This window comes from Dietzia sp. oral taxon 368 (assembly GCF_002999155.1).
In the GTDB taxonomy this organism is placed as follows: Bacteria; Actinomycetota; Actinomycetes; order Mycobacteriales; family Mycobacteriaceae; genus Dietzia; species Dietzia cinnamea.
Map to the genome: position 1 here is coordinate 2192698 of NZ_CP027238.1, position 14119 is coordinate 2206816.

Below are 14119 nucleotides of genomic sequence, written 5' to 3' on the forward strand. Positions count from 1 at the left end.
CACCCGGAAGCCCGCCAGGGCCCGGGTGCGCGGCCATTCCGGTGGGCGCCCCGGCCGGCTTCGCTTCCAACAGCCGACCTCTGGACAAACCGCGGGCTACTGTCGAGTAAGTTAGCTGTGCTCGGGTACTGTGACCCACAACATCGACCACCTCGGGAGTTGCATCATGACGTCACACACGCAGTCGACCCCGCCTCACGCCCCCTCCGCGGCGACGGACACCGATGTCCTCGTGATCGGATCAGGCTTCGGCGGCAGCGTGACGGCCCTGAGGCTCACGGAGAAGGGCTACCGCGTCACGGTGGTCGAGGCCGGCCGCCGGTTCGAGGACGCCGACCTGCCCAAGACGTCGTGGCGTCTCCACAAGTACGTGTGGGCGCCCAAGCTCAAGCTGTTCGGCATCCAGCGCGTTCACATGATGCGCGACGTGATGATCCTCGCCGGCGCGGGCGTGGGGGGCGGCTCGCTCAACTACGCCAACACGCTCTACAAGCCGACCGGCCAGTTCTTCAAGGACCGCCAGTGGGGCCACATCACGGACTGGGAGGAGGAACTCACGCCGTTCTACGACCAGGGCCGCCGCATGCTCGGCGTGGTCACCAACCCGACGCACACCCACTCGGACGAGGTCATGAAGAAGGTCGCCCGCGACATGGGCGCGGAGGACACCTTCGTCTACACCCCGGTCGGCGTGTTCTTCGGCGAGAAGACCGGCGGCAAGGGCAAGCCCGGCGAGAGGGTGCCGGATCCGTACTTCGGTGGGGTCGGCCCGGACCGCAACGCGTGCATCGAGTGCGGTGAGTGCATGACGGGGTGCCGCCACAACGCCAAGAACACGCTCATGAAGAACTACCTCGCCCTGGCTGAGCGCGCGGGTGCCCGGATCCTGGACCGCACGACGGTCAGCGATCTGCGCGAGCGCGCCGACGGGTCGTGGGAGGTCACGCTCGAGCGGACCGGCGCATGGACCAGGCTCGGCAAGCGCACCACGACCACGACCGCTCAGCAGGTCGTCGTGGCCGCCGGCACCTGGGGGACGCAGCACCTGCTCCACTACGCCAAGGACTCGGGCTCGCTGCCCCGGCTCTCGGACGCCCTCGGCAGGCTGACCCGCACCAACTCGGAGGCGATCCTCGGGGCGATGCGCCCGAACTACAAGCCGGAGCAGGACTTCTCCGAGGGCGTGGCCATCACGTCGTCGTTCCATCCCCGGCCCGACACCCACATCGAACCGGTCCGCTACGGCAAGGGTTCCAACGCCATCGCCATCCTGCAGACCCTCCTCACGGACGGTGACGGCCCGCTCCCGCGGTGGCGCGTCCTCATCAACGAGGTCCGGCGCGACCCGAAGGTCTTCCTGCAGCTGTTCAACCTGCGCCGCTGGAGCCAGCGTTCGGTGATCGCGCTGGTCATGCAGAACCTGGACAACTCGCTGCAGACCTACGTCAAGCGCTTCGGACCGTTCCGCTACGTCACCAGCAAGCAGGGCCACGGCGAGCCCAACCCGACGTGGATCCCGGCAGGCAACGAGGCGACGCGCAAGATCGCCGAGGAGATCGGCGGGCTGGCCGGGGGCACGTGGGGGGAGATCGCCAACATCCCGCTCACGGCGCACTTCCTCGGCGGCTGCGTGATCTCGGATTCGCCGGAGACGGGCGTCGTGGATCCGTACCACCGGGTGTGGAACTACCCGACGATGCACATCGTGGACGGTTCGGCGATCTCGGCGAACCTCGGCGTCAACCCGGCGCTGAGCATCACCGCCCAGGCGGAGCGGGCGATGTCGCTGTGGCCCAACAAGGGCGAGGCGGACCCGCGGCCGGCGCAGGGGGAGGCCTACCGTCGCCTGTCCCCGGTGAAGCCGGTGCGCCCGGTGGTGCCCGAGGACGCGCCGGGGGCGCTGCGACTGCCGATCGTCGAGGTCTCTAGCGGCGGGGTGCCTGCTCGCGGGTGAGCTCGAGCAGGCGGTCCATGGCCTCGCGGATCCCGGAGGCGACCAGGTCGGGGTCGGGGACGAGGTGCTCGCAGGCGTTGATGCCCACGTCGAGCTGGCCGTCGACGGACATGGCGGTGACGGACAGTCCGGAGCCGTGCATGAGCGGTCCGAGCGGATACATGCGGGTGACCCGTCCGCCGAGGAAGTCGAGTTCCTCGTCGGGGCCGGGGATGTTGGAGACCACCAGGTTGTGCACGACGGGGTGCAGGTCCGCGAGGCGGAAGTCGCCGTAGATCCGCATGAGCACCTGCAGTGTGGTGGCGGGGGCGAGTTCGGCGACGTCCTGGATGAGGTCGGGTCGCATCCTGTTCCTGGTCTGCTTCTTGCCCCGGCCGGTGCGGGCGGAGATGGCGCGGAGGCGTTCCAGGGGGTCGGCGATGTCGGTGCCGAGGGACGCGAACAGGACGGTGACGCGGTTGTTGCCGTTTGTGCCGTCGGCGTCGCGGGTGGAGACGGGCACCACTGCGATGAGCGGTGGGTCGGGCAGGTCGTCGTGGGCGCGGAGGTATCGGCGGAGTCCGCCGCCCACGACGGTGAGGTAGACGTCGTTGACGGTGACGCCGAAGGCGTCCTTGACCTCGGTGATCTCATCGAGGTCGAGGGAGGTGCCCCACACGGCGCGGTGGGGGGTGATCGTGGCGTTGAACCGGGTGCGCGGTGCGGTGAACGGCGCGGCTCCGGGGACGACGACGAGGTCCTCGTTCCCGTCCTGCGAGCGGTCGTCGTCGGGGGCGGACTCGGCGGGGGCCGCCGGCGACGGGGGTGAGTGCAGTGCGAGGGGCAGGGTCAGGACCTCGGGGATGAGCCGTGCCAGGGTCAGCGGGCGTCGTACGGTGAAGTCCCACAGACCGCCGGCGAGGAGCCGGATGGGGTTGGCGCTGCCGGCCTCGACGCGCACCATGTCGAGGTCGCGGGGTGAGGCGGGTCGTCCGGCCCGGCTGAGCTTGAGCAGGATGTCGGCGCCGTGTGCCCCGTCGAGGACGGCGTGGTGGGCGCGGAAGAAGACGGCGACGGTGTCGGGTTCGGCGAGGTGCTCGAGGATCCACATCTCCCACAGGGGGCGGGTGCGGTGGAGCGGGCGGCTGCCGAGGGTGCCGCACATCTCGAACACGGCGCGTTCGTCGCCCGGTTCATCGACGTCGACGCGGCGGACGTGGGCGGACACGTCGAGGTCGTACTCCTCGACCCAGGCGGGGTGGCCCAGGTTGAGCGGGGAGTCGTAGATCTTGCGCCGCAGCTCGGGGAGTTCCTTGATCCGGCGGCCGAGTTCGGTGCGGAGTCGGTCGAAGGAGTACTCGACCTCGAGGCCGGACACATCGATGAACAGGACCGCCCCCACGACGAGGGGCTGCTGGGCGGTCTCGAGGTACAGCAGGCTCGCGTCGAACCCGGTCATCCGTTCCATGGGTGCCCTCGCGCTCTGTGAGCCCGTCGCCGGGCCGGGGTCGTGGTGGGAGTTCATTGTGAACCCCGGTGCGGGGGATGTGGTGGAGTTCGGCGGACGGGCCGTGGGGCCTAGACTCGGGCGCGTGGCCGAGAACGCACAGACCGATTCCCAGAACACCGCCGAGGCGGTGGCGCCCCGTCCCGTCCTCGTCGTGGACTTCGGTGCCCAGTACGCGCAGCTCATCGCGCGGCGGGTGCGCGAGGCGCGCATCTACTCCGAGGTGATCCCGCACACCGCGTCCGTGGAGGAGATCCGCGAGAAGGACCCGGTCGCGCTGGTGCTGTCGGGTGGGCCGGCCAGTGTCTACTCGGAGGACGCGCCGTCGATCGACCCGGCGGTGTTCGAGTTGGGGCTGCCGGTGTTCGGCATCTGCTACGGCTTCCAGGCGATGGCCGGTGCGTTGGGCGGCGAGGTCGCGCACACCGGGAACCGCGAGTACGGGCGGACCGATGTCTCCGTCTCGGGTGGCGTGCTGCACGCGGGCCTGCCGGAGCACCATCCGGTGTGGATGAGCCACGGGGACGCTGTCACCGCCGCCCCGGACGGCTTCGAGGTCACCGCGTCCTCGCCGGGCGCCCCGGTGGCGGCGTTCGAGTGCCCGGAGCGCCGGATGGCGGGTGTGCAGTACCACCCGGAGGTGTTGCACTCGCCGCACGGGCAGCAGGTGCTGAGCCGCTTCCTCACCGACGTCGCGGGTCTCGAGCCCACGTGGACGGCGGCGAACATCGCCGATCAGCTGGTCGAGGCGATCCGCGAGCAGGTCGGTGACGGGCGCGCGATCTGCGGCCTGTCCGGTGGCGTCGACTCGGCGGTCGCCGCGGCGCTGGTGCAGCGGGCGATCGGTGATCGCCTCACGTGTGTGTTCGTCGACCACGGTCTGCTGCGTGCGGGCGAGCGCGAGCAGGTGGAGAACGATTTCGTCGCCGCCACGGGCGCCCGTCTCATCACGCTGGACGACTCCGACGTCTTCCTGGGGCACCTCGACGGGGTGACCGATCCGGAGACCAAGCGCAAGATCATCGGCCGCGAGTTCATCCGGTCCTTCGAGCGGGCGGTGACGCAGGCGCTCGAGCTCCAGGGCGAGGACGGCGGGTCGGTTGACTTTCTCGTCCAGGGCACGCTGTACCCGGACGTCGTGGAGTCCGGTGGCGGGTCGGGTACCGCCAACATCAAGAGCCACCACAACGTGGGCGGTCTTCCGGATGACGTGGAGTTCACGCTCGTCGAGCCGCTGCGGTTGTTGTTCAAGGACGAGGTGCGTGCGGTGGGCCGTGCGCTCGGCCTGCCCGAGGCGATCGTCAGCCGCCACCCGTTCCCGGGGCCCGGTCTGGCGATCCGCATCGTCGGCGCGGTGGACCGTGACCGGTTGGCCACGCTGCGGGCGGCGGACGCGATCGTGCGCGAGGAGATGACGGCCGCGGGACTGGACGCCTCGGTGTGGCAGTGCCCCGTGGTGCTGCTCGCCGACGTGCGTTCGGTGGGCGTGCAGGGCGACGGCCGCACCTACGGTCACCCGATCGTACTGCGTCCGGTGAGTTCCGAGGACGCGATGACGGCCGACTGGACGCGCGTGCCGTACGAGACGCTCGCGCTGATCTCCAACCGCATCACCAACGAGGTGCCGGACGTCAACCGGGTCGTGTTGGACGTGACCAGCAAGCCGCCGGGGACCATCGAGTGGGAGTGAGCACCACCCGCTGAGCCGAGCCGCGCAGCCGCTCCTCGCGATGGCGTCTCGCCCTCGCGCCTGCCCGCCTTTGTTTCGCATCCGCTCTCCGCGATGGCGTCTCGCCCACCCCGAAGTGCGCGCGAGACGCCAGGCCGAGGAGCGGCTGTCGGTGGGTCGCGAGCACTCATGCGGGCGCGAGACCACCGAGCCAGGAGGTGGCGTACGTGGCGGGCGCGGAATGGGCCTTCGACGCGGTCAGCGCCGCAGGACCATCATCAGTCCCATGAGCACGGCCAGGACGAGCCCGGCGGCCAGCAGCAGCGTCGGGGTGATCACCGGCGCGCCGAGGATCGCCCACACCGCGACGCCCAGCGAGGCCAGGCCCGCCACGGCGAGGACCGGCGAGCCACCCCGGCGATGCTGGGCCACCTCGACGGCACCGGCCGCGGGCGGGACTGGTTCGGGGGCGACTCCGAATCCGAGCGGCTCGGGGGTGGCGAACCCATCGCCGTAGGGGAGTGGGTCGTGCAGCGGCTGGTCGGGGCGGAAGCCGGTGTCGGAGGTGTGGCCTGGGCTGGTCATGTCGGTGCTCCTGTCGGGGTGCGGTCGGGTGGGCCGGTCGCTCATCGCGTCACCGTGATCGATCCGGCGCCGGTGGTCACGTCCAGCGTGAGAACGGGGCCGGACGCCTCGCCGGGCGTCGGGTCCGGGCAGTCGACGGACCCGAGGTCGGCGTGACAGCTCAGGTCCACGGCGAGGTCCTCGGGCAGCAGGACGCGTACCCCGCCGAGGTCGTTGCGGACGCTGAAATCGCGGTCGCGGTCGAGGTCCAGCTCACGCAGGTCGACCGTCACGGATCCCAGCTCGTGGACGACCGGGGTGTCGAGCTGTGTGGGCTCGGTGATGTCGACGCGCAGGTCACCGGTGCCCTCCCAGGCACCCTCCGGCAGGTGGGGCTGGACGAGCGAGGCCAGCAGGACGAACCCGACGAGCGGGCCGGCCACCACGAGCAGCCCGTGGCCGCGTCGGGTGAACGCCCCCACCACCAGACCGCCCGCCACCACGGCGAGGGCGATCGCCGCGATCCGCGTGGAGTCGAGCCAGGTGATCCCGCCCAGGGTGGACAGGCCGATCGCGACGGCCGTGGCGATGAGCGCGAGCCCGAGGGTGACCTTGGTCAGGCGCGAGCGCGGCGCGGCCGGCTCGGGATCGGGGCGGGGTGCGTCCGCGGGGTCGGGCAGGTCCCACGCGAAGGGCGCCGCGCCGAGCGGGTCCCACGCGGGCGGGGCGGGCGGGCCGTAGACGGGCTGGCCGTGGGAGGCCGGGCCGTAGGGTGCACCCGCGCCGACGCCGGGGTCCGGAGCCGTCCCCGGCGCGCGCCAGGGGCTGGGGCGGGTCGCCGCGCCGCCGAAGTCGTGCGTGGGTGCGGGCCGCACGGAGGAGACCTCCGCCCACCCCGCGGGCGGGGTCGGGGTGCGGCGGTGCAAGCCGTACCACCCGGCGAGCATCGCGGCCGCCATGAGGAACCCGGCGCCCACGAGGAAGGTGCCTCCGGAACCACCGAAGGTGGGGGCGCTGATGAGGGCGACGACGACGAGGAGCACCGATGTCGTCCTGGATCCCGACGCCCGGCCCTTCCCGAGGAGCGCCTCCCCCTTGGACACCTCGTCGCCGGCGGCCCGCAGGACGAGCCAGAGCAAGGCGTAGAGGAACACCCCGGCGCCGCCCCAGAGCGCGGCGATCACGAAGGCGATGCGGATCAGGACGGGATCGACGCCGTAGCGTCGGCCGAAGCCTCCGCAGACACCGGCGATCCGTGAGTCGTCCGGGGTCCGGACGGGCCGTGTCCGCCATAGGGAGCGGAGCTCTGACGGGACGTCGTGGGTGCTGGTGTTGGACATGCCCCCATCGTGCTCGGCCGGCGGGTCCGGCACATCGGGGACCGACCCTGAGATCCGCACCCCCGGAATCTCGGGGTCGGACCCCGATGCGACCCCGGGGCGGATCTGTGACGATGGCGGATATGAGTGAGAACGCGACCGTCCGTGCGACAGGCCCGGGCCTTGTTCCGGCCCCCGGCACGGCGTCGCGTCCGCCCGTCGCGCAGCCGGTCGGCTTCCGCTGGTACCCGCGGCTGTCCCGCGTGCCGGACGGGGCCGTGGTCTCCGGGGTGTGCACGGGGCTGGCCGGGCACCTGGGCGTGCGGGTCACGTATGTCCGGGTGGTGATGGTCCTGCTGGCCACGCTGTCCGGCGCCGGGGTGGCGCTCTACGCGGCCTTGTGGGCGTTCACCTCGTCGAATCCCGCGTTCTCGGGGTCGGCGGCTACGGAGCACCGCGAGCGCAGACGCGGCGTGGCGCTGGCCGTCCTGGGGGTCGTGGGTTCGGTGTTGTCGTTCATGGTGACCACCGCGACGGGACTGCACGTCATCGTGCCCGTCGTGATCGTGGCCCTGGGTGCCGGGCTGGTCTGGCAGCAGTACGACGGCGGCGGAAGAGGGTCTCCCCGCTCCGTCTTCGACTGGGCCAGGGTCACGGCAGGGGCCACCCTCGTCGTCGTCGGCCTCGCTGTTGTCGTGCTCGGCCAGGTCGAGCTCGCCGCCCTCCGGTCGTCCCTCCTGGCGGTCGTGGCGACCCTCGTCGGCGTGGGGCTCCTCAGCGTTCCCGTGGGCCTGCGCCTGTGGCGGTCGCTGGAGGAGGAACGCGCGGCGCGGATCCGCGAGGCCGAGCGCAGTGACATCGCCTCCCACCTGCACGACTCCGTCCTGCAGACCCTGGCCCTCATCCAGAAGCGCTCCGACGACCCCGCGCAGGTGGCGCGCCTCGCCCGCCGACAGGAACGCGAACTGCGGCAGTGGCTGTTCGGCGCCGGCTCCCGGATGTCCTCCGGCGCCGCGACCGTGGCCGGGGCGGTCGAGGTGATGATCGGCGACGTCGAGGACGTCTACGGCCTGCGTGTCGACCAGGTCGTCGTGGGCGGTGACGGCCCGGTCGGCGACGCCGAGGACGCCGTGCTGGGCGCTGTCCGCGAGGCCCTGGTCAACGTCGCCAAGCACGCAGGGGTCGACACCGCCGACGTGTTCGTGGAGAACGACGGACGCACCCTCAGTGCGTTCGTCCGCGACCGCGGCCGGGGCTTCGACCCCGACGCCGTCGACGGCGACCGCCACGGTCTCGCGCAGTCCATTCGCCACCGCGTGGAGAGTCGCGGGGGCACCGTGCGCGTGCGCAGTACGCTCGGACGCGGGACCGAGATCGGGATCGAGATGCCGCTGGAGGGCGAATGACGGACGGGTCGGGGACCGCGACCGGGGTGAGCCGGGTCTTCCTCGTGGACGACCACGCGGTGTTCCGCAGCGGCGTCCGCGCCGAGCTCGCCGGCCAGTCGTCGATCGAGGTGGTCGGCGAGGCCGGGTCCGTGGCCGAGGCCATCGCGGGCATCGCGCGCGTGCGCCCCGACGTGGTGCTGCTCGACGTGCACATGCCCGACGGCGGCGGCGTGGCCGTCCTGCGGTCGGTGTTAGGATCGGATCCGGGCGGGGTCGCCGATCCCGCCCGCGCACCGGAGCCGACCTTCCTCGCGCTGAGTGTCTCCGATGCCGCCGAGGACGTGATCGCCGTGATCCGCGCCGGCGCCCGCGGCTACGTCACCAAGACCATCACCGGTGACGACCTCGCCGAGGCCGTCCGCCGAGTGGCAGACGGGGACGCCGTGTTCTCCCCGCGCCTGGCCGGATTCGTGTTGGACGCGTTCGCCCGCGCCGCACCCGGACCCGAGGAGCGTGGCGAACCCGTCCACGATCCCGAGGTCGACTCGCTCACCCCGCGCGAGAAGGAGGTCCTGCGGCTGCTCGCCCGCGGCTACACCTACCGGGAGATCGCCGAGGAGCTGTTCATCTCGGTCAAGACCGTGGAGACCCACGCCTCGAACGTGCTGCGCAAGACCCAGCAGTCCAACCGCCACGCGCTGACCCGCTGGGCGCAGTCGCGGCACCTGGACTGAGCCCCCGCCGCCACCGCCGGGCGGGCGATACCGTGACGGTATGAGCGAACCGCGTGATCTGCCCGTCTGCTTCATCGGTGATTCGTTCGTGGCCGGGTACGGCGACGAGACGGGCCGCGGCTGGACCGCGCATCTGGTGGAGGCAGGTGCCCGCGAGGGGCTGAACCTGCATGCCACCGTCGCGGGGATCGGCGGGGACACGTCCGAGATGATCCTGGCCCGCTGGGACGAGGTGGACCGTCGGCGGGCGGCGTTCCCGACCACCGCGGTGATCGCGGAGTTCGGCGTCAACGACGTCATGGAGGTCGAGGGGGAGGTGCGCGTCGACGAGGCGGGCACGGTCACGGCGCTGCGCGGGATGATTGACCGGGCTCCCCGCGGACGGTTCCTCGTGGTGGGTCCGCCGCCGGTCGTGTGGGACGAGGTCAACGAGCGGATCGCCGCCCGCGCCGAGGCGATGGCCGCGGTGTGCGACGAGGCCCGCGTGCCGTTCGTGCCGATGTTCGACGTGTTGTTGACGGGTGGAGCGTGGATGCGCGAGGTCGCCGCCGGAGACGGGGCGCATCCCGGCCCCGGCGGGTACGAGCAGTTCGCGGACGTCGTCGCCGGCCCTGTGCTCGCGTGGCTGGGCGCGCTTCCCGACGCCGAACCCGGCTACTAGCCGTCGAGCCGGGCTGCCAGACGTGGCACCGGGTCGCTAGCGGCCACGCGGGGCGAGTCCATGGGTAGCAGCGCGATCCGCCCGTCGGCGTCGAAGTGCAGGGCCCAGCCGTAGGTCTTGGCCAGAGGAGAGGTACGCAGGCAGGGCTGGCCCTTACCGAAGAACCGCTCGCGTTCGGCGGCCCGGTCGCTCTCCGGGATCCCCTTGCGCGCGCAGTGCACGTCGAACAGCAGGTCGTCGCTCGTCCACGTGTAGTCCGTGTCCGCGAGCCGCTCGTACTGCAGTTCGGCGACCGTGCCCTTCCCGGAGGGCGGGGCGGTCGCGGACTCCGCCCGGGTGTCGGGCGCGGGCAGGATGAGCGTGTCGGTGTAGTTGGTGGTGTGCATGGCGAGCCTCCGGCCCTCGTCGCCCGGCATCCGGCGCCGTGCGGTGCTGTGCGGTCGTGCCGGACGGGGTGTCCGGTAACGTGAGTCCCGCCGTACGCCCGGTACGGCGGGAGGAGATTGTTGCATGTCCAACCCGCAGAACTCTGACCACAACGACGACAAGTCCGACGAGAAGGACGAGAGGGATAACCGTCCGGATTCGAAGGACGACCTCGCCGACGAGTGGGGCGACGAGTCCTTCCCGGCCAGCGATCCCCCCGGGGCTCCCTGAGCTCATCTCAGGATTTCGAACTGTTCGGACACCGCCCGCAGCGCGCTCGCGCTGCGGGCGAGCTGTTCGCGCTCGGTGGTGTCGAGCTCCAGCTCCACCACCCGGTGCACGCCGGTCCGTCCGATCACGGCGGGCACCCCGATGAAGATCCCGTCCTCGCCGTACTCGCCCCGCAGCAGGGTGGACACGGGTAGGGAGACCTGTTCGTTGCGCAGCACGGCGCGGGTGATGCGGGCCAGGCCCATGCCGATGCCGTAGCTGGTGGAGCCCTTCGAGTCGATGATCCGGTAGGCGGCGTCCCGGGTCTCGGTGAAGATCTGTGCGAGCCGCTCCCGCTTGGCGGGGTCGCCTTCCAGGTCGCGGCGCAGCGGCACCCCGGAGACGTTGGCGGAGGAGAGCACCGGCAGTTCGGTGTCGCCGTGTTCGCCGATGATCGAGGCGTGCACGCTCATCGGGGCGACGCCGTAGTACTCGCCCAGCATGAACCGGAACCGGGCGGAGTCGAGGATCGTCCCGGACCCGATCACCTGCGCTGACGGCAGCCCGGAGAAGCGCCAGGTGGCCTGGGCGAGGATATCGACAGGGTTGGTGGCCACCAGCAGGATGCCGTCGAAGCCGGTCGCCATGACGTCGCCGACGATCCGCTCGAACAGCCCCATGTTCTTGCCGACCAGGTCGAGCCGGGTCTCCCCGGGCTTCTGGGCGGCGCCGGCGCAGATCACCACCATGGTGGCGTCAGTGCAGTCGGCGTAGGTGCCCTCGGTGACGAGGGTGGGGGAGGGCGCCCACACGACGCCGTGGTTGAGGTCCATGACCTCGCCCACGAGTTTGTCGCGGTCGATGTCGATGATGGCCAGATGGTCGGCCAGGCCCTGGTTGACCAGCGCGTAGGCGTAGGCGACGCCGACGTCGCCGGCGCCGATGAGCACGATGCGGTTCCCGATGGAGGCCTTCATGGTCACCGATGGTAGGCCTTCGGTACGACAGGGCGGGTGGAGTCGCGGTGGACAACCGGGGTGACGACGACGAGGAGAACCCGTCTCGAACAGGTGTTCTTGCGCGGTGTCGTACCCGTGGTGTTCACTGTTCACGTGATCGAAAAATAGTTCGATTACGTGCTCGACGGCGTGTCGCGCATGGCGGGAGGTTCTGATGATGGTAGTGGACGCTGCTGCTGTTGCCGATATGGCCGACCTCGACACGGCGGACCGGGTCGCGGAACTGCGACGCCGCCTGGCCGCGATGCCGGGCGGGGGCCCGCCCGCGTCCGCGCGGTCCACCGCGCCCGCGGCTCCGCGCCCGCCGGCTCCCGCCGCGCCGCCGCGCTCGTCGGTCCCGCCCGCGGCCCCCGTCCATCCGGAGGGCCCCGGGGACGTCGCCCCCGTCCTCGCCGGTCCCGACCCTGTGGCGTCCGCCGCCACCGGCGTCGCCGCCTCCGCTCCCGTCACCCGCCCGCCCGCGGCGCCCGCCGTGGCCGTGCCCGGGGTGGCCGTGCCGGAGTCCGTGGCGCATCTGGTGCCGGGCGGGGTGCTGCCCGCGGGGCGCGTCACGGCGGTCTCCGGCAGCGCCACCCTACGGGTCGGCCTGTTGGCCGCGGCCACGGCGTCCGGCGCCCGGTGCGCGGTCGTGGGATGGCCCGAGCTCGGGGTGGCGGCCGTGGCGGAACAGGGCGGTCGGTTGGACTGTCTGGCGCTCGTGCCCGATCCCGGCCCGGATCCGGCGGCGGTCGTGTCGGTCCTGCTCGACGGGCTGGACCTGGTGCTGCTCGGTCCGGCGGTCGCGGCCGTCGCCCCGTCGCGGGCACGGGTGCTCGGCGGTCGGGTGCGGGCCGCGGGCGCGGTGCTCCTGGTGGGCCCGGGTTGGCCCGGCGCGGAGCTGACGCTGGCGGGGCGGCACTGCCGTTACGGCGGTCTGGGTGCGGGCAGGGGCCGGCTGGCCTCGGTCTCCACCGTGGTGCGCTGCTCCGGACGGGCCGCACCCGCCCGGACCGCGGAATGGGTGGCGGCGGGATGAGCGCCCGGGTCATGGCGGTGTGGTGCCCGGACTGGCCGGCGGTCGCGGCGGCCCGGGCCGAGGGGCACGGTCTCCACCTGCCGTTGGCGGTGATCGGGCCCCGCGGGGTGCTGGCGTGCAACGCCGTCGCCCGTGCGGTGGGGGTGCGTCGCGGGCTGCGTCGGCGCGAGGCCCAGTTCCGTTGCCCGGAGCTCGTGGTGGTCGCCGCGGACCCGGCGCGGGACGCCACGTGGTTCGAGCCCGTGGTGCAGGCGCTCGACGCCGTCGTCCCGGGGATCGAGGTGCTGAGACCCGGCCTGTTCGTGTTCTCCGCGGCCGGCGCGCTGCGTTTCCACGGCGGGGTCGAGCAGGTCGTCACCCGTGTGGTCGACGCGGTGGCCGCGGCGGGGGTGGAGTGCCAGGTGGGACTCGCCGACGAACTGCCCACGGCCGTGCTCGGCGCCCGTGGCTCGGCGCTGTTGGAGCCGGGCGGGGACGCGGACTATCTGGCGGGTCTGCCCGTGGAGGCGCTCGTGGTGGAACCCGCGCTGGGGGGTCCTGAGGTGCTGTCGGAGCTGGTCGGACTCCTTCACCGCCTCGGAGTGCGGACGCTGGGCGACTTCGCCGCCCTCCCGCCGCGGGACGTGGCCACCCGTTTCGGCGAGGCCGGGTCGGTGGCGCACCGGATCGCCCGCGCGGTCCCGTGGCGCCCGCCGTCGGTGACCGCGGTGCCCACGGGCTCGGCGGTCGAGCACCGGTGCGATCCGCCCCTGGAGCGGGTCGACGAGGCGGCGTTCCTCGGCCGGCGGCTGGCGGGGGAACTGCACGCCGTGCTCGCCGCGGCCGGGGTCTCGTGTCTGCGGCTGTCCATCACGGCCCGGGTCGAGGGTGGTACGGAGGTCAACCGGGTGTGGCGGTGCTCGTCGCCGCTCACCCCGGAGGGCACCGCTGACCGGCTGCGTTGGCAACTCGAGGGCTGGCTCACCGGCACCGCGATCGCCGGCGGGGCCGGGGGCGCGGTCACCGCCCTCGCCCTGGAACCGGTGGAGGTCGTCCCCGCAGGCCGCGTCCAGGAGGGGCTGTGGGGCGAGGCCGGGCTCGCGGAGGCCCGCGTCCACCGCGCGCTCGTGCGCGTCCAGGGACTGCTCGGACCCGAGGCCGTCCGGGTGCCGGTGGAGGTGGGTGGCCGCGGCCCGGCCGACCGGGTGCGCTGCCTGCCATACGGGGACGCCCCGGCCGAGCCCGCCGCCCGCGGTCCGTGGCCGGGTGCGCTGCCCGCGCCCTCGCCGTCGGTGGTGTGGCCCGGACCCGGCTACCGGCTCGAGATCCGCGAGAACGGTGACCCGGGGGCCGCCGTCGTGGCGCGGGTCCCGCTCGCCGGGGGAGTCGTGCTGCGCAGCGTGGAGGGGGCAGCCGTCGGGGTCACCTCACGCGGTCTGCTCAGTGCGCGACCCGCCGCCATCGAGGTAGGCGGTCGCAGCTGTGCGCTGCTCGGGTGGTCGCGGCCGTGGCCGATCGACGAGGCCTGGTGGGAGCCCACGTCCGACGGGGAACCCCGCCGGCCCCGGGCCCGCATGCAGGTCGTCCCCGAGCGTGCGGCCGCGTTGCTGCTCTGCGGCGTACTCGGGGACGGGTCGGAGAACTGGACGGTCGAGGGAGTCTACGAATGATGATCCGGCCGCTCACGCCCCGGTC

Annotated in this window: 13 protein-coding genes; 8 read left to right on the plus strand and 5 right to left on the minus strand. The window is 72.6% G+C overall.

What is annotated here, in order from left to right; genetic code table 11:
- The first annotated feature begins 166 nt into the window (after window positions 1–166).
- Window positions 167–1954, plus strand: a complete 1788-nt coding sequence (locus C3V38_RS10250; protein ID WP_106386455.1) for a GMC family oxidoreductase — start codon at window positions 167–169, stop codon at window positions 1952–1954.
- Here the strand turns inward: C3V38_RS10250 and C3V38_RS10255 are convergent.
- Window positions 1926–3401, minus strand: a complete 1476-nt coding sequence (locus C3V38_RS10255; protein WP_106385728.1) for a wax ester/triacylglycerol synthase family O-acyltransferase — start codon at window positions 3399–3401, stop codon at window positions 1926–1928. The genes C3V38_RS10250 and C3V38_RS10255 overlap by 29 nt on opposite strands.
- A 124-nt stretch (window positions 3402–3525) precedes the next feature.
- Here C3V38_RS10255 and guaA point away from each other — a divergent pair, with 124 nt between their 5' ends.
- Window positions 3526–5130, plus strand: coding sequence for a glutamine-hydrolyzing GMP synthase (gene guaA / locus C3V38_RS10260; protein WP_269747521.1), 1605 nt, complete (start codon window positions 3526–3528; stop codon window positions 5128–5130).
- 237 nt (window positions 5131–5367) lie between these two features.
- On the opposite strand, the gene C3V38_RS10265 is transcribed toward guaA, so the two are convergent.
- Both C3V38_RS10265 and C3V38_RS10270 read right to left on the minus strand, forming a co-directional pair.
- Window positions 5368–5694, minus strand: a complete 327-nt coding sequence (locus C3V38_RS10265) for a hypothetical protein (protein ID WP_106385729.1) — start codon at window positions 5692–5694, stop codon at window positions 5368–5370.
- A gap of 41 nt (window positions 5695–5735) precedes the next feature.
- A complete protein-coding gene (locus C3V38_RS10270) occupies window positions 5736–7013 on the minus strand; it encodes a PspC domain-containing protein (protein WP_061913985.1) in 1278 nt (425 codons plus the stop codon).
- A gap of 122 nt (window positions 7014–7135) precedes the next feature.
- Between C3V38_RS10270 and C3V38_RS10275 the strand changes: the two genes are divergently transcribed.
- The 3 genes from C3V38_RS10275 to C3V38_RS10285 are packed head-to-tail and all read left to right on the plus strand — an operon-like array spanning window position 7136 to window position 9775.
- A complete protein-coding gene (locus C3V38_RS10275; RefSeq protein ID WP_083324426.1) occupies window positions 7136–8398 on the plus strand; it encodes an ATP-binding protein in 1263 nt (420 codons plus the stop codon).
- On the plus strand, window positions 8395–9114 hold the full coding sequence (locus tag C3V38_RS10280; protein WP_061913987.1) for a response regulator transcription factor: 720 nt from the start codon (window positions 8395–8397) through the stop codon (window positions 9112–9114). The genes C3V38_RS10275 and C3V38_RS10280 overlap by 4 nt, the downstream gene beginning before the upstream one ends.
- 40 nt (window positions 9115–9154) lie before the next feature.
- Window positions 9155–9775 carry a GDSL-type esterase/lipase family protein gene (locus C3V38_RS10285; protein WP_061913988.1) on the plus strand — a complete coding sequence of 207 codons (621 nt, stop codon included), beginning with the start codon at window positions 9155–9157 and terminating at the stop codon, window positions 9773–9775.
- Here the strand turns inward: C3V38_RS10285 and C3V38_RS10290 are convergent.
- The gene (locus C3V38_RS10290; RefSeq protein ID WP_061914053.1) at window positions 9772–10161 is read right to left on the minus strand and encodes a DUF6157 family protein; all 390 of its coding nucleotides are present in this window, start codon (window positions 10159–10161) and stop codon (window positions 9772–9774) included. The two genes, C3V38_RS10285 and C3V38_RS10290, sit on opposite strands and share 4 nt — an antisense overlap.
- Before the next feature lie 124 nt (window positions 10162–10285).
- Between C3V38_RS10290 and C3V38_RS17625 the strand changes: the two genes are divergently transcribed.
- A complete protein-coding gene (locus C3V38_RS17625) occupies window positions 10286–10432 on the plus strand; it encodes a hypothetical protein (RefSeq protein ID WP_007630246.1) in 147 nt (48 codons plus the stop codon).
- Window positions 10433–10434: 2 nt separating this feature from the next.
- Here C3V38_RS17625 and C3V38_RS10295 read toward each other — a convergent pair whose 3' ends face one another.
- Complete coding sequence (locus C3V38_RS10295; protein ID WP_061913989.1) at window positions 10435–11388, minus strand: L-lactate dehydrogenase; 954 nt, start codon at window positions 11386–11388, stop codon at window positions 10435–10437.
- Window positions 11389–11584: 196 nt separating this feature from the next.
- Here C3V38_RS10295 and C3V38_RS10300 point away from each other — a divergent pair, with 196 nt between their 5' ends.
- Window positions 11585–12445: a hypothetical protein gene (locus tag C3V38_RS10300; RefSeq protein ID WP_232302989.1), complete on the plus strand. Its 861-nt coding sequence runs from the start codon at window positions 11585–11587 to the stop codon at window positions 12443–12445.
- Window positions 12442–14094 carry a DNA polymerase Y family protein gene (locus tag C3V38_RS10305; protein ID WP_061914056.1) on the plus strand — a complete coding sequence of 551 codons (1653 nt, stop codon included), beginning with the start codon at window positions 12442–12444 and terminating at the stop codon, window positions 14092–14094. Before C3V38_RS10300 ends, C3V38_RS10305 begins: the two co-directional genes overlap by 4 nt.
- Window positions 14095–14119 lie beyond the last annotated feature (25 nt).